At 69.5% G+C, this 20,024-nt stretch carries 21 protein-coding genes and 1 tRNA gene; 11 read left to right on the top strand and 11 right to left on the bottom strand.

Annotated elements, in window-relative coordinates; translation table 11 throughout:
- Positions 1–23: 23 nt before the first annotated feature.
- Positions 24–821, top strand: a complete 798-nt coding sequence (locus HNR13_RS08695) for an ABC transporter ATP-binding protein (protein ID WP_179605383.1) — start codon at positions 24–26, stop codon at positions 819–821.
- A gap of 446 nt (positions 822–1,267) precedes the next feature.
- A complete protein-coding gene (gene hisS, locus HNR13_RS08700) occupies positions 1,268–2,560 on the top strand; it encodes a histidine--tRNA ligase (RefSeq protein WP_179605384.1) in 1,293 nt (430 codons plus the stop codon).
- A gap of 16 nt (positions 2,561–2,576) precedes the next feature.
- On the opposite strand, the gene HNR13_RS08705 is transcribed toward hisS, so the two are convergent.
- On the bottom strand, positions 2,577–3,440 hold the full coding sequence (locus HNR13_RS08705; protein WP_179605385.1) for a tyrosine-protein phosphatase: 864 nt from the start codon (positions 3,438–3,440) through the stop codon (positions 2,577–2,579).
- Between the two features lie 254 nt (positions 3,441–3,694).
- Here HNR13_RS08705 and eno point away from each other — a divergent pair, with 254 nt between their 5' ends.
- The 6 genes from eno (at position 3,695) to HNR13_RS08735 (ending at position 9,203) form a co-directional block, all read left to right on the top strand.
- Complete coding sequence (gene eno, locus HNR13_RS08710; protein WP_179605386.1) at positions 3,695–4,975, top strand: phosphopyruvate hydratase; 1,281 nt, start codon at positions 3,695–3,697, stop codon at positions 4,973–4,975.
- Positions 4,976–5,062: 87 nt separating this feature from the next.
- On the top strand, positions 5,063–5,308 hold the full coding sequence (locus HNR13_RS08715; protein WP_179605387.1) for a hypothetical protein: 246 nt from the start codon (positions 5,063–5,065) through the stop codon (positions 5,306–5,308).
- A 108-nt stretch (positions 5,309–5,416) separates the two neighbouring features.
- Positions 5,417–5,944, top strand: a complete 528-nt coding sequence (locus HNR13_RS08720) for an FtsB family cell division protein (protein WP_179605388.1) — start codon at positions 5,417–5,419, stop codon at positions 5,942–5,944.
- Between the two features lie 26 nt (positions 5,945–5,970).
- On the top strand, positions 5,971–6,483 hold the full coding sequence (locus HNR13_RS08725; RefSeq protein WP_179605389.1) for a DUF501 domain-containing protein: 513 nt from the start codon (positions 5,971–5,973) through the stop codon (positions 6,481–6,483).
- Complete coding sequence (locus HNR13_RS08730; protein ID WP_343063509.1) at positions 6,462–7,757, top strand: S8 family peptidase; 1,296 nt, start codon at positions 6,462–6,464, stop codon at positions 7,755–7,757. Before HNR13_RS08725 ends, HNR13_RS08730 begins: the two co-directional genes overlap by 22 nt.
- Positions 7,758–7,796: 39 nt before the next feature.
- On the top strand, positions 7,797–9,203 hold the full coding sequence (locus tag HNR13_RS08735; protein ID WP_179605390.1) for an FAD-dependent oxidoreductase: 1,407 nt from the start codon (positions 7,797–7,799) through the stop codon (positions 9,201–9,203).
- 58 nt (positions 9,204–9,261) lie between these two features.
- Here the strand turns inward: HNR13_RS08735 and HNR13_RS08740 are convergent, their stop codons facing one another.
- Positions 9,262–9,846 (bottom strand): IMPACT family protein, encoded by a 585-nt coding sequence (locus tag HNR13_RS08740; protein ID WP_179605391.1) that lies wholly within the window; start codon positions 9,844–9,846, stop codon positions 9,262–9,264.
- Positions 9,847–10,020: 174 nt separating this feature from the next.
- On the opposite strand from HNR13_RS08740, the gene HNR13_RS08745 reads away from it, so the two are divergent.
- Positions 10,021–11,235 carry an alpha/beta fold hydrolase gene (locus tag HNR13_RS08745; RefSeq protein ID WP_179605392.1) on the top strand — a complete coding sequence of 405 codons (1,215 nt, stop codon included), beginning with the start codon at positions 10,021–10,023 and terminating at the stop codon, positions 11,233–11,235.
- Between the two features lie 412 nt (positions 11,236–11,647).
- Here HNR13_RS08745 and HNR13_RS08750 read toward each other — a convergent pair whose 3' ends face one another.
- The 8 genes from HNR13_RS08750 to HNR13_RS08785 form a co-directional block, all read right to left on the bottom strand.
- Positions 11,648–11,851 carry a hypothetical protein gene (locus HNR13_RS08750; RefSeq protein ID WP_179605393.1) on the bottom strand — a complete coding sequence of 68 codons (204 nt, stop codon included), beginning with the start codon at positions 11,849–11,851 and terminating at the stop codon, positions 11,648–11,650.
- 220 nt (positions 11,852–12,071) lie between these two features.
- Positions 12,072–14,117, bottom strand: a complete 2,046-nt coding sequence (locus HNR13_RS08755; RefSeq protein ID WP_179605394.1) for a hypothetical protein — start codon at positions 14,115–14,117, stop codon at positions 12,072–12,074.
- A gap of 386 nt (positions 14,118–14,503) precedes the next feature.
- Positions 14,504–15,889 carry a phage major capsid protein gene (locus tag HNR13_RS08760; RefSeq protein WP_179605395.1) on the bottom strand — a complete coding sequence of 462 codons (1,386 nt, stop codon included), beginning with the start codon at positions 15,887–15,889 and terminating at the stop codon, positions 14,504–14,506.
- 64 nt (positions 15,890–15,953) lie between these two features.
- On the bottom strand, positions 15,954–16,355 hold the full coding sequence (locus HNR13_RS08765; RefSeq protein ID WP_179605396.1) for a hypothetical protein: 402 nt from the start codon (positions 16,353–16,355) through the stop codon (positions 15,954–15,956).
- A 14-nt stretch (positions 16,356–16,369) separates the two neighbouring features.
- Positions 16,370–16,576 (bottom strand): hypothetical protein, encoded by a 207-nt coding sequence (locus HNR13_RS08770; protein WP_179605397.1) that lies wholly within the window; start codon positions 16,574–16,576, stop codon positions 16,370–16,372.
- Positions 16,573–17,103 (bottom strand): hypothetical protein, encoded by a 531-nt coding sequence (locus HNR13_RS08775; protein WP_179605398.1) that lies wholly within the window; start codon positions 17,101–17,103, stop codon positions 16,573–16,575. Before HNR13_RS08775 ends, HNR13_RS08770 begins: the two co-directional genes overlap by 4 nt.
- 1 nt (position 17,104) lies before the next feature.
- On the bottom strand, positions 17,105–17,680 hold the full coding sequence (locus HNR13_RS08780; RefSeq protein ID WP_179605399.1) for a hypothetical protein: 576 nt from the start codon (positions 17,678–17,680) through the stop codon (positions 17,105–17,107).
- A gap of 71 nt (positions 17,681–17,751) precedes the next feature.
- The gene (locus HNR13_RS08785; RefSeq protein ID WP_179605400.1) at positions 17,752–17,988 is read right to left on the bottom strand and encodes a hypothetical protein; all 237 of its coding nucleotides are present in this window, start codon (positions 17,986–17,988) and stop codon (positions 17,752–17,754) included.
- Positions 17,989–18,106: 118 nt separating this feature from the next.
- Here HNR13_RS08785 and HNR13_RS08790 point away from each other — a divergent pair, with 118 nt between their 5' ends.
- Positions 18,107–18,649, top strand: a complete 543-nt coding sequence (locus tag HNR13_RS08790) for a helix-turn-helix domain-containing protein (RefSeq protein ID WP_179605401.1) — start codon at positions 18,107–18,109, stop codon at positions 18,647–18,649.
- On the top strand, positions 18,633–19,790 hold the full coding sequence (locus tag HNR13_RS08795; protein ID WP_343063510.1) for a tyrosine-type recombinase/integrase: 1,158 nt from the start codon (positions 18,633–18,635) through the stop codon (positions 19,788–19,790). Before HNR13_RS08790 ends, HNR13_RS08795 begins: the two co-directional genes overlap by 17 nt.
- 5 nt (positions 19,791–19,795) lie before the next feature.
- On the opposite strand, the gene HNR13_RS08800 is transcribed toward HNR13_RS08795, so the two are convergent.
- A tRNA-Leu gene (locus tag HNR13_RS08800) sits at positions 19,796–19,869 on the bottom strand.
- Between the last annotated feature and the right edge of the window lie 155 nt (positions 19,870–20,024).

The following is a 20,024-nucleotide window of genomic DNA, read 5'->3' on the forward strand; positions in this document are numbered from 1 at the left end:
CCCGCATGACCGAACAGACCCGCATGACCGAACAGACACTGACCGCCCGCGACCTGACCCTCGCCTACGAGGGCAGAATCGTGGTCGACGGCCTCGACCTGGACATCCCGCCCGGCCGCGTGACCGCGATCGTCGGACCCAACGCCTGCGGCAAGTCGACGCTCCTGCGCGGGCTGTCCCGCCTGCTCGCCCCGGTCTCCGGGAGTGTGCTGCTCGACGGCGCGGACATCCGGTCGCTGCCCACCAGGGAGGTCGCGACGCGGCTCGGCCTGCTGCCGCAGACGCCCACCGCGCCCGACGGGATCACCGTCGCCGACCTCGTCTCGCGCGGCCGCTACCCGCACCAGGGCTGGTTCCGGCGCTGGACGGCCGAGGACGACGCGGCGGTCGAGGAGGCGATGACCGCCACGGGCGTCGCCGGGCTGGCCGACCGCCCGATCGACGAGCTCTCCGGCGGCCAGCGCCAGCGGGTGTGGATCGCGATGGCGCTCGCGCAGCAGACCGGCATTCTGCTCCTGGACGAGCCGACGACCTTCCTCGACCTCAGCCACCAGCTCGACGTGCTCGACGTGCTGCTCGACCTGAACGCGGCGCGCGGCACGACGGTGGTCATGGTCCTGCACGACCTCAACCTGGCCGCGCGCTACGCCGACCACCTGATCGCGATGCGGGCGGGCGCGGTCGTCGCCGCCGGCGATCCGGCGGAGGTCGTGACCGCGGACCTCGTCCGCGACGTCTTCGGTGTGGAGTCCGTCATCGCGCCCGACCCGGTCGCGGGGACCCCGCTCGTGGTGCCGCTGGGGCGCCACCACGCGCTCTGAGCCGAAGGAAGACGCGTCTGGATCTCCTGCCGGACGGTGTTCGGAAGGAGGGCGGCCGGCGCGGCGCACGGAATCTCCTGCGGGAGGCGGCGCCGCGCCGGAGCGCGGGGCCGGCAGCGCGCCCGCCGGGGGCCCTGGCCGCCGATCGGGTCTGACGGGCGCCGACCGGCGGCGCATTCATCCCGGTCCGAGGCGGACGCGTTGTCGTGTGTCTGGCAACGCGGCCGAGGTGGTCGGACGGTCGCGGCTCATGCCAGGTCCTCACTGGGACACCACCGCATCGCGCGGGGTCGGCACGACATCAGGGTGGCAACGCCAGCAGTCTACGACTGGGTCGGGCCTGTCCGCGATCCCCCCGGGCGGCATTGAAGTGGTGTTCTCTCCGGCAGCGATGCGGTTCCTTCGGCGGGCGGCATCGGAGGGCCTCCATCTGGAAGAATCGTCGCATGGCTTCCCCGATCACACCGCCCCGCGGCATGCGCGACTTCCTCCCCGCCGAGAAGGCCCGCCGGGAGCACGCGCTCGGGGTGATCCGGCGGAGCTTCGCCGCGCACGGCTTCGACGAGATCGAGACCCCGGTCGCCGAGGACGTCGCGCGCCTGCACTCCGGGCTCGGCGGCGACAACGAGAAGCTCGCCTTCAGCGTGCTCAAGCGCGGCCTCGGCGGCGACGACCTGCGTGCCGCGATCGAGTCGGGGGACACCCTCGCGCTCTGCGACCTGGGCCTGCGCTTCGACCTCACCGTCCCGCTGGCCCGCTTCTACGCGACGCACCGCGCCGAGCTGCCTCCGGTGTTCCGCAGCATCCAGATCGCGCCGGTCTGGCGGGCCGAGCGTCCGCAGAAGGGCCGCTACCGCCAGTTCGTGCAATGCGACATCGACATCATCGGCGAAGGCTCCCAGCTGGCGGAGGTCGAGCTCATCACCGCGACCGCGGCGGCGCTGGAGGCGCTCGGCCTGGCCGGCTGCACCATCCGGATCAACGACCGCCGCATCCTGAACGGCCTGCTCGAGTACTGCGGCTTCGCGGAGTCGCGCTGGCCGCAGGTGCTGATCTCGATCGACAAGCTCGACAAGATCGGCGCGGAGGGTGTCGTGGCCGAGCTGAGCGAGGGCGGCGCGGACTCCGCGGCCGTGCTCGGCGGCATCCTCGCCGGGCTGGAGCCGCACCTCGCCGAGGGCGGCGTCGAGCTCACCGTGGAGGCGATCTCCGGCATCCTCCCCGAGGGGATGGACACCGACGCCATCGCCGACCTGGAGTCGCTCGCGCACGCGCTCGACACCCTCCCGGAGGGCGTGGCGCTGCGCTTCGACCCCACGCTGGTGCGCGGCATGGGCTACTACACCGGCACGATCTTCGAGATCGCCCACCCCGGCTCCGGCAGCTCGGTCGGCGGCGGCGGCCGCTACGACGGCATGATCGGGCGCTTCCTCGGCACCGACGTCCCGGCGTGCGGCTTCTCGATCGGCTTCGAGCGCGTGGTCGACCTGATCGAGGTGCCGGAGGACGCCGCGACGGACACCGTGGTGCTGGTCCACGATCCGAGCGTCCCGCTCGACCGGCTGATGGCGATCAAGTCCGAGCTGATCGCCACCGGCCGCCGGGTGCGCCTCGACCGGCGCGCCAAGAACCTCAAGGCCGTGCTGGACCGCGCGGCGGCGGCCGGGTACCGGTCGTTCGCGTTCGTCGGTCCGGAGACCGCGGACGCCGCCGCGCTGGAGTTCAAGCCGCTGGCGTGAGCCGCCGGCCGGGCCCTCAGGCGGTGAGCTTGGTCCGGAGCTTCTCGATGGTGTCCTTCGACAACCCGAGACCCTCCGTCAGGTAGGCGTCGACCGAGCCGTAGTGCTCGCCGACGGCGGTGTAGGAGGCGTCGAGGAACGACTGCTGCACGCCCAGCAGGGGAGCGTACGCGGCGGCAGTGGCCTCCCCGCTCGTCTCGGTCATCCCCTTCAGTGCGGCGGAGATGCTCGCGCGCGAGTACTGGTTGGTCAGCAGGTAGTTCTGGTCGATGGTCTGCTGGTCCGCCCCGGCGATGTGCAGCAGCAGGGCGCTGGTCCAGCCGGTGCGGTCCTTGCCCGCGGTGCAGTGCACGATCACCGCGCCCTTCGCCTCGGCGATGGTGGTGAGCGCGGCGCCGATCGCCTTCCGCGCGTCTGCCGAGGTGACCATCGACTCGTAGGCGCCGTCCATCAGGGCCTCGGCCTCGGCGGCGGTCTCGAAGGTCGGGGTCGCCAGCGAGGCGACGCTGCCGAGGACGTCGTCGTGCACCCAGGTCGCACCGGGGATCTCGGTGTCCGGCTTGGCCTCGATCTCCGGGGTCGTGCGCAGGTCGATGACGTCCGTGACGTCGAGCTTCGCGAGCGCGGCGAGATCGGCGTCGGTCAGCGTGAGCGCGTTGGAGCGGTAGACGACGCCGCGCGCGACGTGCCCGCCGTCCGTCGTCCGGTAGCCCTCCCCGAGACCGCCGACGTCGCGGAAGTTGTCGGCGCCCTCCAGGCGGGGCGTGGTCGCGGGCTGGACGTGCGCGACCGGCGTGGGGTCGGCGGTCCCGGTGGCGGTGCAGCCGGTGGTCGCGACGACGCCGGCGAGGGCGGCGGCGACCAGGGCGGCGGCGAACAAATGACGAGTGTGAAATGAAGCGTGTATCATGATGCCTCGGAAGCTACGGACGCCGGACGGCCGGGAGGCGGCCGGGAGACGGCGGTCCGGTGACCGCGAAGTGAACGGACGGGGACGCCGGAGCATCGTGTCCCGCGGGCGGCCCGGCGCGCAGTCGCGCCATTCACCGCAAGCATCGAGCCACACCGTTCCGGGCGTGAACACGGCGTCACTAGACTGACAGCACACCCACGAAAACCACCAAGGAGACTGTTGTGGCTCAGATCGAAGCTGTAGGCGCTCGCGAGATTCTCGACTCCCGCGGCAACCCGACCGTCGAGGTCGAGGTGCTCCTCGAGGACGGCACGGTCAGCCGTGCCGCCGTCCCGTCCGGCGCCTCCACCGGCGCCTTCGAGGCGTACGAGCTTCGCGACGGCGACAAGGACCGCTACCTGGGCAAGGGCGTCGAGAAGGCCGTCGACGCGGTCCTCGACGAGATCGGCCCGGCGATCGAGGGCTTCGAGGCGAGCGACCAGCGACTGGTCGACGAGGCCATGATCGAGCTCGACGGCACCGACAACAAGAAGCGCCTGGGCGCCAACGCGATCCTTGGCGTCAGCCTCGCGGTCGCCAAGGCCGCGGCCGACTCCGCGGACCTGCCGCTGTTCCGCTACGTCGGGGGCCCGAACGCGCACGTCCTCCCGGTCCCGATGATGAACATCATCAACGGCGGCGCGCACGCCGACACCGGTGTCGACATCCAGGAGTTCATGATCCTGCCGATCGGCGCCGAGACCTTCTCCGAGGGCCTGCGCTGGGGCGTGGAGACCTACCACTCGCTCAAGGCGCTGCTGAAGTCGAAGGGCCTCAACACCGGCCTCGGCGACGAGGGCGGCTTCGCCCCCGAGCTGGAGCACAACCGTGCGGCCCTCGACCTCATCTCGGAGGCGATCGAGAAGGCCGGCTACACGGTCGGCTCGCAGATCGCGCTCGGCCTCGACGTGGCCTCCACCGAGTTCTTCGAGAACGGCGTCTACCGTTTCGAGGGCCAGGACCGCAGCGCGGCCGAGATGAGCGCCTACTACGCCGAGCTCGCCGCCAACTACCCGCTGGTCTCGATCGAGGACCCGCTGGCCGAGGACGACTGGGAGGGCTGGGCCCACCTGAACGCCGAGCTCGGCTCGAAGCTGCAGCTCGTCGGCGACGACCTGTTCGTCACCAACCCGAAGCGCCTCGCGCAGGGCATCAAGGCCAAGGCCGCGAACAGCATCCTGGTGAAGGTCAACCAGATCGGCACCCTCACCGAGACGCTCGACGCGGTGTCGCTCGCTCAGCGCAGCGGCATGACCGCCGTGCTCTCGCACCGCTCCGGCGAGACCGAGGACACCACGATCGCCGACCTCGCCGTCGCCACCGACGCGGGCCAGATCAAGACCGGCGCCCCGGCCCGCTCCGAGCGCGTCGCCAAGTACAACCAGCTGCTCCGCATCGAGGAGGAACTGGGCGACGCCGCCGTCTACGCCGGCCGCACCGCCTTCCCGCGCTTCCAGGCCTGAGCCGCCGCCGAAGGGTGAGTAGTCGCGGTTATCCGCCCCGGATTTCCGCGACTACTCACCCTTCGGCGTAGCTGGGAGGATGTGGGGGTGGGGGTTTCCGGGGAGCTGGTGCCGCTGGGGGCGTTTCTGCTGCTGGCGGCGCTGTTCGCCGTGTTCGGCGGCTACCTGCTGCGCCGGCCGGAGCGGGCGGCTGCGCTGTTCGCCGACCGGGACGCGCGTGAGACGTTCCGGCCGCGGGACGCCCGCGCGATCGGGCTGGTGTTCACGCTCGGCGGGCTGGCGCTCCTCGCCGTGGGCGCGGTGCGGCTGGTCGTCACGCTGACAGCCGGCTGAGCGCGCCGCGACACCCCGCCCGCGCGGCCGCCGCTCAGGAGCGATCGCCTACGATTGGGAGCGGGGACGCCCGGTCCTCCACGTCCGCCGAGATCCGCAGGAGGGGCCATGCCGAAGCCGCGCACGCAGCGCGTCGCCCCCTCCTTCGAGGAGCCGACCGGGACCGGCCGCTGGCTGCGCGGGCTGCACTTCTCGGCCTTCTCCCTCGTCATGATGGGGGCCGTCGTGCTCGCCGTCGTCATCCTCGCGCCGTCGCTGCAGGCCTTCCTCGCGCAGCGCCAGCAGATCGCCGACCAGCAGAAGGCGGTCCAGGAGCTCTCCGCGCAGGTGGACGCCCTCAAGGAGCAGCGCGCCCGCTGGAACGACCCCAGCTACATCCGCGCCCAGGCGCGCGACCGGCTCTATTACGTGATGCCGGGCGAGGTCAGCTACCTCGTCATCGACGACCGCGCCCCCGCGGCGAAGGCCGACACGACGCCGGTCAGCTCGAAACTGCAGAAGACCAAGACCGACTGGGTGGACTCCCTGTTCGGCTCGCTCATGGGCGCCGGCCTCACCGACGCCACCCCGGCGCAGCTGGGCGGAACGCCCGCGCCGTCCCCGACTCCCACCCCCGGCGCTCCCGCCGGCAAGTGACCACCATCGCAGAACCAAGGCACGACATGACCAGACCCCCGTTCGACCCCGTGACCGACGCGGACATCGCCGCGGTGAGCGAGCAGCTCGGCCGCCCGGCGCGCAACGTCGTCGGGATCGCCGCGCGCTGCGTGTGCGGCCGCCCGACCGTCGTCTCCACCGCGCCGCGGCTCGACGACGGCACGCCGTTCCCGACCTTCTACTACCTCAGCCACCCCGCCGCGACGGCCGCCATGTCGCACCTGGAGGCTACGCAGGTCATGAACGAGTACAACGAGCTCCTCGCCACCGACGAGGACGTGCGCGAGCAGTACCGCGCCGCCCACGAGCAGTACCTCGCCGACCGCGAGTCCATCGCGGTCGTCGCCGAGCTCGACGGCGTCTCCGCCGGCGGGATGCCGACCCGCGTCAAGTGCCTGCACGCCCTCGCCGCCCACGCGCTCGCGGCCGGCCCCGGCGTCAACCCGATCGGCGACCTGGCCCTGGCGCGCGGCGGGTGGTCGCCCGAGGTGTGCGAGTGCCGCATCCAGGCCGGCTGACCCGGCTCCGCCGCACCCTCGCGGCCGGCGCGACGGCGCTCGCCGCGGCGCTGGTCGTCGGCATCGCGCCCGCCACCGCCGCGCACGCCGATCAGGTGCGCGACCTGGAGTACTGGCTGACCGAGTACGGCTTCGCGCAGGCGTGGCAGACGACCAAGGGCGCGGGCGTGAAGGTCGCGATCATCGACACCGGCGTCGACGGGACCGTCCCCGACCTCGCCGGCGCCGTCACCGGCGGCACGGACGTGTCCGGCGTCGGCGCGGCGAACGGGCAGAAGCCGCTCGGCGACGGCGATGCGGCGGACCACGGCACCTGGGTGGCCTCCCTGCTCGCCGGGCGCGGCACGGGCCCCGACTCCGGCGTGCTCGGCGCCGCGCCGCAGGCGAGCGTCCTCACCGCCTCCGTCGCGCTCGGGAAGTCGACGGGCGCCGTGAACAGCGACGACCAGATCGCGCAGGCCGTGCGCTGGGCCGTGGACGCCGGAGCGTCCGTCATCAACATCTCGCTCACCCGGAACACCCTGGACTGGCCGACGAGCTGGGACGACGCCTTCCAGTACGCGTTCTCGCACGACGTGGTGGTGGTGGCCGCGGCGGGCAACCGCGGGAGCGGGACGACCGAGGTCGGCGCGCCGGCGACCATCCCCGGCGTGCTCACCGTCGCCGGAGTGGACCGTGCCGGCCAGGCCTCCTTCGACGCGTCGTCGCAGGGCATCACGATCGGCGTCTCCGCGCCGAGCGAGCAGCTGGTCGGGGCGAACCCGGGCGGAGGCTACGTGCAGTGGGCGGGCACCAGCGGCGCGGCGCCGCTCGTCGCTGGGGCGGTCGCCCTGGTGCGCGCGGCGCATCCCGAGCTGAAGGCGCCGGACGTCATCAACCGCATCATCCGCACCGCGCGGCCGGCCGGCGGGGGAGCGGTGCCGAGCCCGGTCTACGGCTACGGGCTGCTGGACGCGGCGGCCGCTGTGACGGCCACCGTCCCGCACGTCAGCGCCAACCCGATGGGCGACCTGACCGAGTGGATCCACATCCACCGCCGCGCCCAGGCCCCGGCGACCGCGGTCCCGCAAACCCCCGGCGCGCAGGCGGCCCCGGCCCCGGCGAAGCTCAGCCCCGAACGCCCTGTAGAATGGGAGTCGTTCTTCTGGCCGCGATGGAGCGTCCTCACGACCCTCTGGCTTCCCTTCGCTCTGATCGCCGGTTTCGTCACACTCCTCGCCCTCGGCGGGGTCGGTGCGTGGCTGCATTTCAGACGAGCGGACGGCAGGGGGTAGATTAACACCCATACTTTCGTGTTGAGGAGACGCATTACTGTGCCCAAAATCCTGATCGTCGGCGGAGGCTACGCCGGTTTCTACACCGCGTGGAAGCTCGAGAAGCAGCTCCGCTCGGGCGAAGCCGAGGTCACCATGGTCGACCCGCTGCCGTACATGACGTACCAGCCGTTCCTCCCCGAGGTGGCCGTGGGCTCCATCGAGCCGCGTCACGCGGTGGTCTCCCACCGCCGCCACCTCAAGACCACGAACATCGTCAGCGGCAAGGTCACCTACATCGACCACGCCAGCAAGACCGCGACGATCGCGCCGGCGGCGGGCGAGCCGTACGAGTTCGAGTACGACATCGTGGTGGTCACCGCGGGCGCCGTGTCGCGCACGTTCCCGATCCCGGGCATCGCGGACCAGGCCGTCGGCCTCAAGACGATCGAAGAGGCCGTCTACATCCGCGACCGGATGCTCACCAACTTCGACAAGGCGTCGACCCTCCCGGCCGGCCCGGAGCGCGACCGCCTGCTGACCGTCACGGTCGTCGGCGGCGGCTTCGCCGGCATCGAGATCTTCGCCGAGCTGCGCTCGTTCGCCAGCGCCCTGCTCAAGAAGTACCCGGAGCTGTCGTTCGAGGACACGCACTTCCACCTGATCGAGGCGATGGGCCGGATCATGCCGGAGGTGTCGCTCCCGACCAGCCACTGGGTCATCAAGAACCTCGCGGAGCGCGGCGCCGAGATCCACCTGGAGACCCAGCTCAGCAGCGCCGTCGACGGCCGCATCGAGCTCTCCACCGGTGAGAGCTTCGAGTCCGACCTCATCGTCTGGACCGCCGGCGTCATGGCGAACCCGACCGTGGTCCGCCACACCGACCTCCCGATCGAGGAGCGCGGCCGCCTGCGCGTCCGCGCCGACCTGCGCGTCGGCACCGACGAGGAGATCGTCGAGGGCGCCTGGGGCGCCGGCGACGTCTCGGCCGTCCCCGACCTGACCGGCGCCGGCGTCGGCGGCTACTGCGTGCCGAACGCCCAGCACGCCGTTCGCCAGGGCAAGCTGCTCGCGAAGAACATCATCGCCGACCTGCGCGGCGAGCTGCCGCGCCAGTACTACCACAAGAGCCTCGGCGCCGTCGCCGGCCTCGGCCTCGGCATCGGCGTGCTGCAGTCCGGCAAGATCGCCGTCAAGGGCGTCCTCGGCTGGTTCGCCCACCGCGGCTACCACGGCCTGGCGATGCCGAGCTGGGAGCGCAAGTGGCGCGTGCTGTGGGGCTGGTGGAACAACTTCTGGCTCGGCCGCGACATCGTGTCGCTGGAGGCCGTCCAGGCCCCGCGCGCCGCGTTCGAGGAGTTCGCCGCCCGCCCGAAGCCGGCCGTCGAGGCCGCCCCGGCGGAGGAGCCCAAGAAGCCCGTCCGTGCGAAGGCCGCGAAGGAGCCCGCGGAGGTCACGGCCAAGTAGCCGTCGCCGTGCGAGAAGGCCCGGTCCCCGAGAGGGGGCCGGGCCTTCCGCGTTTCTGTCAGTCGGCGATCCGCACCCGGCCGTTGCTGAGGTCGGCGAGCGCGATCGCCGTCGCGTCTCTTGCCATGGCGGGCACCCGGAGGAGCAGCAGCACGGCCTCCCCGTATTCGGCCTCCGGCTCGGCGTAGCCCTCCGCCTCCGCCCAGCGGCGGACCCGCTCCGCGTCGGCGTAGTCGGCCTCCACGCGCAGGACGGTCTCCGGGATGCGCTCCACCTTCTCCGCCCCGGCCACCGCCAGAGCCACCGCGTCGGTGTACGCGCGCACCAGCCCGCCCGCGCCGAGCTTCACGCCGCCGAAGTAGCGGACCACCGCCCCGAGCACCCCGTCCAGGTCGTGGTGCCGCAGCACCTCCAGGATCGGGCGCCCGGCCGTCCCGGACGGCTCCCCGTCGTCCGACATTCCGGAGTGGCCGCCCGCGAGCAGCGCCCAGCAGACGTGCGCGGCCGCCGGATGCTCCGCGCGCAGCCGCGCCACCTCGGCCAGCGCCGCCTCCCGGTCTTCGACCGGGGTGACGAGCGCGAGGAAGCGACTGCGCCGGACCTCCAGCTCGGCGGTGGCGGGGGAGGCGAGGGTGTGGGTCATGGGGTGGCTCGGGAGTGGCTGACGGATGGAGGTCGTGGACCAGGATATGGCGGGGAGCAGCCGGGCGGCGCACAGCCGCGTCGGGCAGGGGGTCGAGTCCCGCCCACCGGAGGTCCACCCGCGCTCCACCCGCGGGAGGAGCCGCTTCGTGCCCGGCCTGCGTAGACAGGAGGGGTGACCCCGAATCCTCGCTCCCCTCGTTCATCGCACCCCGTCCTCCGCGCCGCCGGCGGGGTGGTCCTCGCGCTCTGCGGCGTGCTGCTGCTCCTGCGCGGCGTCATCGGCTTCGGGCCCGACGCTCCGCAGGGGACCGGCCCGCACCTTCTCGCTGTCGCGCTGATGGTCGTCGGCGCCGCCGCGATCCTCGGCGCGGTCCTCCTCGGCCGCACGGCCCGGGCGGCGATGGTCGCGGTCGTCGTCTCCCTCGGGGTGCTCACGGTCGGGCTCGGTGCGGGCGTCGCAACCGCCCTTGCACCGTGCTCCTTCCCGGCGGCGTCCCGGAGCGGACTGACCACCGACGACACACAGGCGACCGGCAGTGCGCCGGCGCCGTCGGGCGTGTTCCGGGCGACCGACGGCACCCGCCTCGCCTACTACGCCTTCGTCCCGGCGCACCCCGTCGCGAGCCTGGTGTTCTCCCACGGCTCGGGCGCGAACAGCGCCGCAGGCTATCTCCCGCTCGCGCGCGAACTGGACCGGGAGTACGGGATTGCGACGTACCTGGTGGACCTCCGCGGTCACGGCGCATCCGGCGGCCCGCGCGGCGATACCCCGAGCGTGGCCCAGCTGCAGCGGGACGAGCAGACCGCCGTCGACGGCGTCCGACGCGCGCTGCCCGGCCTCCCCGTATTCGTGGGCGGCCATTCGGCCGGCGCCGGCGTCGTGCTGAACTCGGTCCCGCGGATCGCGCGCGAGGTCGCCGGCTACGTCTTCGTCGCGCCCGACTTCGGTCTGCACTCCGGAACCGAACTCGCCACGGACGCGTCGAACTTCGCGACGGTGTGCCAGCGCCCGCTCGTCGCCGCGACCGTCACGGACGGCCTCCTGGATGCGCACGCCCCGGCCGTCGGCTTCGCCTACACCGCGGCCCAGATCACCGACGCGCACCTCGTCGACCGCTACACCGCCGACATGGCGATCGGGCAGAACCCCGCCGACGCGGCCGGGACGCTCGCCGCCATCCGCCGGCCGGTCGGCGTCTGGGTGGGAGCGGACGACGAGGTGTTCGCCGCGGCACGCGTGGTCGCCTACGCCGGGCACGCTCCCTACGTGACGACGGAGATCGTCCCGGGGGCGACGCACCTGGGCGTCCTGGACACGGTCGCGTCGGACATCGGTCCGTGGGTCGATCGGGTCGCCCAGACCGGCAACGCGTCCGGTACGCGTTGATGTCCATCCATCGACGGAAAGGCCAGTGCCCCCAGTGGGACTCGAACCCGAATGAAGCCCCTTGAAACGACTGAATCTGACGCGAATTCCGCATAATCACGCGGATTTTCAGGCGGTTACGATGCGTTTGGATTATCCAGTTGTGGGGGATTTGTGGGCGATTTGTGGGCGCTAGCGATGTCAGGATGCTTCCATGAGCGATTTGAGGCCCGCGCCGAGGCCGCTTGCGTACTCGATCGAGGATGCGGCGAGAGCGTCCGGCTATTCGATCTCAGTGCTCCAGCGGGCAATCGCAAGAGGTGAGCTCTCGAAGCGTTACGCGAACCGAAAGGGCGTCATCCTCGCCGACGAGCTCGATGAGTGGCTGCACTCACTGCCTACCGAACCGCCAGGTGGGGCGTCCGTCGAATGACTAGTCGGAGAGTTCGACCACTCGAGCTGTGGTGTCGATCATTTCGGCCCCTGCGTACTCCGGCTTCACCGCGATCTCCGCGTGCAGCTTCTGCCGGCCCTCGGGGGAGTTGAGCGCCGCGGAGATCTGCTCCGCACGCTCGCGATTGTCAACTGTGATGTACGTGACTTCGGCGTTAGACGTCAGGCTTGCGAGCGGTCCCACCAAGAGACTGTAAACGACTGCATATCTGGTTGCCATGCTTCGCACGCTAGCGCACACCATCTGCAGGAGGTCCCGAAGATGGTGCTCCGTGTGGAAAAAAAATGCCGGGGAGAGATCGCGTGGACTGGCGGGTCATCGGTCCTCAAAGGCCCTGAAGAATCGACAGGGCCACCCCGGGCAGTCGTTGGATGCCGCCCGGGGTTCGTGTCGCTGTGTCAGGTCAGAAGGCGTAGATGCCGGGCTGGGCGACGTCTACGAGCGCTCCTGTGGCGTGTGCCGCTGGCGTGGTGCCGTTGGCGCCGCGGGTGATGGTGGCTGTCTGTGTGCTGCCGCTGAGCGCTGTGCAGGCGGTGACGGTGACCTGCTCGGAATCGACCTGGAGTGTGTAGGGCACCTGTACCGTCTCGAGGAACGTGAGCGGGCTCGCCGTGGCCACGACCATGCTGGTCGCGCCGGCGGTGAGCGCGCTGGACAGGGTGAGGTCCGTGCCGGCTGAGAAGACGTCCGTGTCGAAGACCGCTGTGCTGGGCAGCACGGGTGCGAGGTACAGGGTGAAGACGTCGCCGCTCAGAGTGTTGTGGACTTCGGTCGCACCGAGGAACCAGCCGTCCCATTGAGTGAATCCGAGCGCGGCCGTGGGCAGGTTCGTCAGGCGCACCCGGTCGCCGAGGTTCAGGCCCAGTAGCTGCGCGAGCGTGACCGCGGAGGTGGTCGTGTTGATATCGACCTTGGAGACCTTCAGCGCGACGTTCTCGCCGCGCTGCAGGCGGTCTTGGGCGTATCCGAGCAGATCGGTCGGGTTGGCGAGGGTGACTGTTTCTGACGTCGCTGCGGCGCCCACGCGGGCGACTGCGGCGCGGTCGGTGGCGGCGGCGCTGTTGCTGGGTCCAGAGGCGGTGATAGTGGCGTAGAGGTTCGTGACGTCGCGGTCGATCTGGGGCAAGCCTTCGATGTCGGCTGCTGCGTCGAGGGTCAGCGTGACCGCGGTCGGTCGGGTGCGTGCCCGCATGTTGACGGTCGTGGTCGGCGCGAGCAGGGTCCCGGTCGTGGCGGCGTAGAGGTGGCCCTGCTCGGTGCGGACCGCGTCGCACATCAGCGACCAGGCTGTGACGTTGGATGCGGTGGGTGGTCCGATGGGTGCGGTAGAGATGTTCGGGTCGAGGGTGCCGATGGTCATGCCGGGCACCGTCTGCGCGAGCGCGCGAACCCGGTTCGCAGTTGTCGTCGGTGAGGCCGCGTATTCCTCATGGATCAGGACCGGGGAGTGCGAGAAGTGCGAGAACGACGGTGAGTAGCTCCCGGTGCCGTCTCCCGCGAAGAGGCGCACGTACTTGGGCTGTGCGAGCGCGTTGGTGAGCGTGCCCGCGACGGTGCCCGTGCTGGTGCCGGCGGCGACACCGTCGATGTAGAGCGTCGCGGTGAATGTCGTGCCGGCGTAGGTGGTCCCGAGCGCGAAGTAGTGGGTGAGCCCGTCGAAGGCCACCGTTGTGCCTCCGCTGGTCCATCCTGGCGCGCCGAACGAGACGCTCGATCCCTGGAAGCGCCAGAACCCGGCGTAGCTGCCGGAAGGCCCGGAGTCGATCTCGACGAATGATGCAGCGTTGGGCGTGTACCAGAGACCCCAGAACCCGAGGGAGCCGGCCGGGTAGTTGATGACGGGGAACGGGCCGGTTGCCTGCATCGCCGCTGCGGCTGCGGCGGTCGCCGGGAGTGCCATCTGAGTGTCGGTCGTAGCGGGGACGCCTGGCAGCCCGAACACGCCCGGGTTGCCGGGCGGCTGCGTCGTGAGGCTCGGGCCGCCGTTGCCGGACGTTTCGGCGGCCTGGCCGCTGCTGGCGGCGTCGTTCAGAGACCAGTACAGCCACGCATTCGTGCTGGCCATTGTGGCAGCGATATCGCCGACGAGCGTGCGGTTAGCGAAGTAGAAGATGTCGCCGCAGGTGATCGTCACGCGGCCCCATTCCGTCTCCGACGACGCGAAACCGATCGCGGACACCATCCCGCTCACGAGACGACCGCCGATCGACCAGCACACCGCAGTGCCCTCGGTCAGCGGCGACGCGTAGGGGGTGCTGAGGTTGCCCGGCGTGAAGCGACCGTCGTAGTTGTCGAGGATGAACGTCACCTGGCCCGGGTTCGGGTCGCGGAACTCCGACTGACGACCGTAGCTGTACGCGACGCCCTCAGGGCCGGTGCAGTACGCCGAGACGTCGACCAGAGCGCCGGCGGCGCCGACTCCGAGAGCGATCTGCTGCGTGGTACTCATTCGTGGACTCCTAGCGTGACAAGCGGGACAATGCGTGACCGGTCAAAAGCCCCGGAAACTCGCGGAAGTGAGGGGGTTAGCGTGACAAATGTCCCGTGACTTCAAAACCGGACTGTGCGATTTCGTCGGCTGGCGGGTCATCTGGCTCGGAACCTTTCAGAGATTTCGACGGCCCACCGGGGGTGTGCTGTCGGGGTGTGGGGCGGTCGTTGTTGCCGCGCCCCGTCCGGAGGAGAGGACGGGACGGGGCGCGGCTTGGTGTGCGCAGGCGGTGTCTCTGCTCGCTGAAAGGGACGAGCTCTTCCGCCTTCGGTCGGGTACCAGCCGGTGCCGTTGACGCACTGGCCCGCAGGGTGTCGATCTGGCCGACACCCTGCGGCCGTGGGTTAGAAGGTCGGTGCGACCAGGCCGGTGCCGGTGATGGTCACGATCGACTGCGGGAGGCGGTGTGCCAGCGCCATGTAGTTGTAGACGCGGGCGAACAGGCTGAGCTGGTTCGCGTAGGTCTGCTGGAACACCTCCGCGCGGATGGTGCCCTCGTACAGCCACGAGTCGTCGGCCTTCAGCACGAGGATGACATCCTGGTTCGTGCCGGTGCCAACGTTGATCGGGATGTTCGGGTCGACGATCACGGGCAGGCCGAACATCTTGCCGACGACGCCCTGCGCGTTGCCGTTGACCTGGATACCGGACGCGTTGAGCGGGCCGTTGGCGTCGGGCAGGATCACGGCGCGGTTCGACGCGTCGACCTGGACGGCTGCCCACGCCCAGCGCCGCGGGTGCATGATGATCGCGGACGCGGCGGCGAACCGGCTGGTCTGGACCGTCTGCACGGCCTTGCCGATCTGAGCGTAGATCTTCCCGGCGCCCATGAACGCGGGGCTCGCGTCGGTGTAGGTCTGCACGGTGCCGGCGGCTGTGATGAGGCCGGTGGGCTGTCCGCCGGTGCCGGTGCCGTTGAGGACGAGAGATCCGACCTGGCGGGCGTAGTCGGCCATGAGGTCCTGGAGGATCACCTTGTCCATGTGTCCGGCGATCGGGGACTGGTCGAAGAGCTGCTGGGCGACGGTCTGGCCACCTGCGATCGTGATGACCGACGCGGCAACGGTCCCGGTCGTGATGTCGGTCTGCTGGATGCCGGTGTTCTGTGTGGCCTGGATCGCGGCCGCGGTTCCGGTGACGACCTTGGGCACGTTGATGACGTCGGTGCCGGCGGGCAGATCGAGGTTGGTCAGAGCGTCCGCGGTGGCGCGTGCTGGGCGCAGCGCTTCGATGTAGTTGTCGACCAGCCACAGCGGCGGCACGAATTCGCCGCCGGTTCCGTTGGACGTGGAGATCGCGCGGATCTCGTTCGCCTTGGAATCGCTGAGGTCGCGGATGCCGTCGCTGAACTCGCTGCGGTGGCGGTCGAGGCGCTCACGGGCGCCGGAGTCGCCCCGGCTGGCCTCGAGCATGTCGCGGAAGTACGAGTGCCGCGACTCCGGGTTGTACGTTCCGCCGACCGTCGAGGTGCGTCCCGGCGTGCCGGCCAGTCCGAGCCTGCGGAACTCACGACCGAGGCGTTCGCGGGTGGCGTCCTCGACCTCCAGGTCGCGGATCTTCGCATCGATGCTTCGGATGTCGCTCTTGTGCTCTTCGATCTTGGCGTTCTCGCCGGTGGAGATCGAACGCTTGAAGGTTTCGGCCCTGGTGACGATCGTGTCGATCTCACCGAGGGCTTTGTCGCGGGCCTCGTTGAGGATGTCGAGGCGGGAACGGGTGTCGAGTTCCATGGGTTCACTCCCTGGGGATTCAGCCGGTCAGACACCGGCGCGTGGATGAGAGGTAATCGGCGAGCTACATGCCGTCCGGCTGCTCGTCGTACCCGGTGACCGAATCCACGGAATCTCGGGGTGAAAGCCTGGTCTGTTGCGGTGCCCCTCCAGGCTCTTGCCACTCTTGTCCAGCTACGACGACGGTAGCACCGTCCACCGACAGGGGCGGCGCGGCCGGCGGCGTGCCGTACACGAATTCGGCGCGGTGCAGCTCGTCCCGCCATGACCCGGTGAGCCACCAGTCGAGCATGTCGACGTGCTGCTGGATGAGGTCGTTGCGTAGGTGCGGGGACAGGGCATTCATGTCCTCGACTGCGAGGCCACGGATGACGCCGTGAATCTGGAGCTCGCGAGCATTGGTCTGAACGATGGTGAGGATGCGGTCGAGGACGATTTCCGCGAGGACTGGGTTGTGTCCGAGCATGGGGTTCCTTCGGGTCAGCGGCGGCGCGTGAAGCGACGTCGCGGGGTGGGGCGGTTCGGGGTGATGCCGAGGGCGGCGTTGCGTTCGATCGCGCGCTGGTGGCGTTCCTGGGCTCGTTCCTGCTCGAGCTCGCGGTTGGCGTTGTCACAGTCGGAGCAGCGAGGCTGGAAGGCTTCGCCAACGTGGCGGTCGCACCGTGCGCCGAGATCTTGGATCGTCATGCTGACTGCCTCTCGTCGGAGTTATCCACAGGCTGCAAGTGAGATGCCTCCGTAAATCGAGGTGTTCGTCGCTGTAGTTCTTCCTGTGGTTCCTCAGTGGTTCCTTGGGGGGTGGAATTGCCAACCCCTTCAAGGTGAGAATCCCCACCCCATCCCGGGTGGGATTCCCCACCTTTCTGGTGGTGGGATTGCCCACCCCTGAACGTGAGGACGAACTCAGCTCGCCGCCCGTTCCGACCCCGTTGCTTGCGCTCAATCGCACCGGACTTCACGAGCCCTTGCACAGCCGTTTTGACTGCCCAGAAGGCCGCGTCGCGAGCACCTATCGCACGAGGGTCGAGAGTGGTCTTGTCCTCCACCATGCGGCCGAGGCCGTAGGCGGATTCCTCGCGTGACGCGAAGTAGCGGGGCGGCTGGTCGGAATCGAGCGCAGTGAGCGCCATGAAGATCAACAGCCGGAACTCGTTCGGCTTGAGATCATTCGCGGCGGCGAACGCGAACGCCTTTCCGACCAGATGCGCCCCCACGTCAGCCGTCCTCGCCCTCATCGGTGACGATCGGGGTGTTGTCCGGCTGGTGAACGTCTGCGACGAGCAGCCGCAGGCTCGTGCCGCTCAGCTCCGCGTCGAGGACGTCGAACCTGCCGATAAGGTTGCAGTCGTATCGGGTGTCTCCGCTGCCCCACCCGGCGCCCGGGGTGAGGTGGTCCAGGTGCGGCATGGTCTCGGCTGCGTGGGCTCTAACCTTCCCTTCCTGCCGGTACAGGTACACCTGACCGCCGGCGACCGGGTTGGTACGCGAGTTGTCGGCGTCGACCTCGAAGACGCGACCGTGAGCGTTCAGAATCCGCACCTGATTGGCAACGAGCGCCAACGACTGTGCGGCCTTGCGAGCCGCCGCAGCGTCCTCGACGTCCCCAAGATCGGCGTACACTTCCCAGGTGCCGGATTCGCCGCCGCGGTCGCTCCAGGCATACACCGACAGGTCGGGGTCCGTGGACTGAAGACGCCGGTACGTCTGCTCGGGGTAGTCCTCCGGCTCGGTATCGTTGAACGCCTGCTTCAGCAGTTCCGCTCGAAGGTCAATGAGTGTAGAATTTTGCATGGTTAGTTCTCCTAGATCTGACTCCCGCCCGCTGTTCCCGCAGCGGGCATTTTCTTTTGCGCCTGCCGACCTCACGACCCGGCCGCTGTGCTCGTGCGCTCCTGAGCGCGCTCATACTCGGCCAGTGCAGCCTCTGAGTAGACGATCTTCTTCGGGCTCAAGCGCACGTATCGCGGGCCGGTGCCCGCGTATCGCAACTGCGCGAGAACCTCGACCGTCATGCCGGGCCAGCGTTCGTCGCAGACCTGCTTGGGCGAATAGAAGCGCATTCGTTGCGACTCTGTGATGTCTGGGTGGGTGACCGCCATAGCGTCCTCCTTATCGTTGGTCCAGCCCTGACGAGGCTGGCTCAACAATAACCGGTTTGAGCCATGTTCGTCAAGAATGGCCCGTGTCAAAGGTGGTTCACTCTGCCATACTGGCAACGTGGAAGAGACACAGTTCACGATCTCGTGGCCGGCGAAGGGCGACTTCGTGCCCATTTCCCGAGGCGTCTACATCGTGCGCCGATCAACCATCGAGTTCATCGAGGCAGATGTTGGCCGCGTTCGAATCGAGGTGATGTACGACGAATCACTCGGACGGTTCGTTGCTCACAGCGTGAGTGTCGAGCGCGCTGCTGACGGCGCTGAGGTCACAGGCGTCAATCTGCGCAACTTGCGTGTACAGGATGCGGTGCGATGGGCGGCGCAGCACATGGCTTACATCGACCCACCTGATGAAAGCTGGTTCGGCGCTCCTGTGGCACTTCAGCAGCCGGTCGCGCTTCAGGATCTCAGTCAGGGGTCGATTCCGGCCGAGCATCTCACCGAGCGCGCCGCGCGGCTGTACACGGTCGCGCGCATTGCGAACATGGGGCCGTTGAAGTTCGTCGCTGACTACCTCGGAGTGAGCCAAAGTACGGCGACACGAATCATCGGGCGAGCACGCGAGGCTGGGCTACTGCGGACGGGTGACGACCGTGGCTAGCGTTGAGCCATATCAGGTCGGCGGGAAACAGCGGTACCGCGCCCGATGGCGGACGCCGGAGCACAAGTCGCGCGAGAAGGGTGGCTTCACGACCAAGGAGGCCGCGAAGCTTTTCCTGGCTGACAAAGTTGTCAGCATGGCGCGCGGTGATTACATCGATACGTCGCTGTCGAAGGTGACGATCGGGGAGCGTGCTGGGGCGTGGCTGGCTGGCAAGGAGAGCGCCCTGAAGCCGTCCGCGTTCTATGCCCTCGAGATCACCTGGAGGCTGCACGTCGAGCCGCGCTGGGGCTCGGTGGCCCTTCAAGCGGTCGAGCACTCCGAAGTGCAGGCGTGGGTCGCTGAGCTCGCTGCGAGGCGCTCAGCGACAGTCACGCTGCGCGCGTACGGGATACTCGCCGGCATCCTCGACGTCGCTGTGAAGGATCGTCGGGTGACGCGGAACGTGGCGCGTGACGTCGACCTGCCGCGCAAGCGGAAGAAGGCGCACGTCTACCTGACGCACGAGCAGGTCGACGCGCTCGCACGCGAGGCCGGCCAGTACGCGACGCTCGTGCGCGTCTTGGCTTACACGGGCATTCGCTGGGGTGAGGCGTCCGGACTGCGCGTGAAGCATCTCGACATGCTCCGCGGGCGCCTGCAGGTGGACGAGAACGCGGTGAAGGTCGGCACCGAGGTGATCGTCGGTTCGCCGAAATCGCACCGCGTGCGGTCGGTGCCTTTCCCGCGGTTCCTCGCCGAGTCGCTCGCGCGGCAGTGCGAGGGCAAGACTCGGGAGCAGCTCGTGTTCGGCGACGGCCACAACCACATCACGACGCCCTCATGGCGCGATGGATGGTTCGTCTACGCCAAGCGACGCTCGGGCGTGCCCGCTGAGCTCACGATTCACGACCTGCGGCACACGGCGGCGTCGCTCGCGATCGCGGCCGGTGCGAACGTGAAGGCGGTGCAGCGGATGCTCGGTCACGCCTCCGCGGCGATGACGCTCGACGTCTACGGCCACCTCTTCGACGATGACCTGGACGCCGTTTCGGCCGCTTTGGATGAGGCCGTGCGTGTTTCAAGTGTGGGCGATTTGTGGGCGATCGGTGATTCTGGGACCTCCGAAACCTCCGCGATCCCAGTCATAGCGCGGAAGTAGCCAAGTGCCCCCAGTGGGACTCGAACCCACACTCGGGCGATTTTAAGTCGCCTGCCTCTGCCGATTGGGCTATGGGGGCGATCGGTCCGGCGGCCCGGCCGGAGGTCAGCGGTTGCGGTAGGGCGACTTCACCATCTGGACGATGGCCGCTAAGGCGAGCGCGCCGCCGACGATGATGACCGTCCAGATGAATCCGATGAGCACGCCTTCCATGGGTCCCACCATATACGCTGC

The sequence above is a fragment of the Leifsonia shinshuensis genome (genome assembly GCF_013410375.1).
GTDB lineage: Bacteria > Actinomycetota > Actinomycetes > Actinomycetales > Microbacteriaceae > Leifsonia > Leifsonia shinshuensis.

What these genes read in the sequence shown, in the direction of transcription:
- HNR13_RS08720 (WP_179605388.1), top strand. Translation starts at nt 5,417, where the DNA reads ATGCCGAAGCCGCGCACGCAGCGCGTCGCCCCCTCCTTCGAGGAGCCG.
- HNR13_RS08765 (WP_179605396.1), bottom strand. Translation starts at nt 16,355, where the DNA reads ATGCTCGGACACAACCCAGTCCTCGCGGAAATCGTCCTCGACCGCATC.
- HNR13_RS08770 (WP_179605397.1), bottom strand. Translation starts at nt 16,576, where the DNA reads ATGACGATCCAAGATCTCGGCGCACGGTGCGACCGCCACGTTGGCGAA.
- hisS (WP_179605384.1), top strand. Translation starts at nt 1,268, where the DNA reads ATGGCTTCCCCGATCACACCGCCCCGCGGCATGCGCGACTTCCTCCCC.
- HNR13_RS08760 (WP_179605395.1), bottom strand. Translation starts at nt 15,889, where the DNA reads ATGGAACTCGACACCCGTTCCCGCCTCGACATCCTCAACGAGGCCCGC.
- HNR13_RS08740 (WP_179605391.1), bottom strand. Translation starts at nt 9,846, where the DNA reads ATGACCCACACCCTCGCCTCCCCCGCCACCGCCGAGCTGGAGGTCCGG.
- HNR13_RS08695 (WP_179605383.1), top strand. Translation starts at nt 24, where the DNA reads ATGACCGAACAGACACTGACCGCCCGCGACCTGACCCTCGCCTACGAG.
- HNR13_RS08785 (WP_179605400.1), bottom strand. Translation starts at nt 17,988, where the DNA reads ATGGCGGTCACCCACCCAGACATCACAGAGTCGCAACGAATGCGCTTC.
- HNR13_RS08755 (WP_179605394.1), bottom strand. Translation starts at nt 14,117, where the DNA reads ATGAGTACCACGCAGCAGATCGCTCTCGGAGTCGGCGCCGCCGGCGCT.
- HNR13_RS08780 (WP_179605399.1), bottom strand. Translation starts at nt 17,680, where the DNA reads ATGCAAAATTCTACACTCATTGACCTTCGAGCGGAACTGCTGAAGCAG.
- HNR13_RS08725 (WP_179605389.1), top strand. Translation starts at nt 5,971, where the DNA reads ATGACCAGACCCCCGTTCGACCCCGTGACCGACGCGGACATCGCCGCG.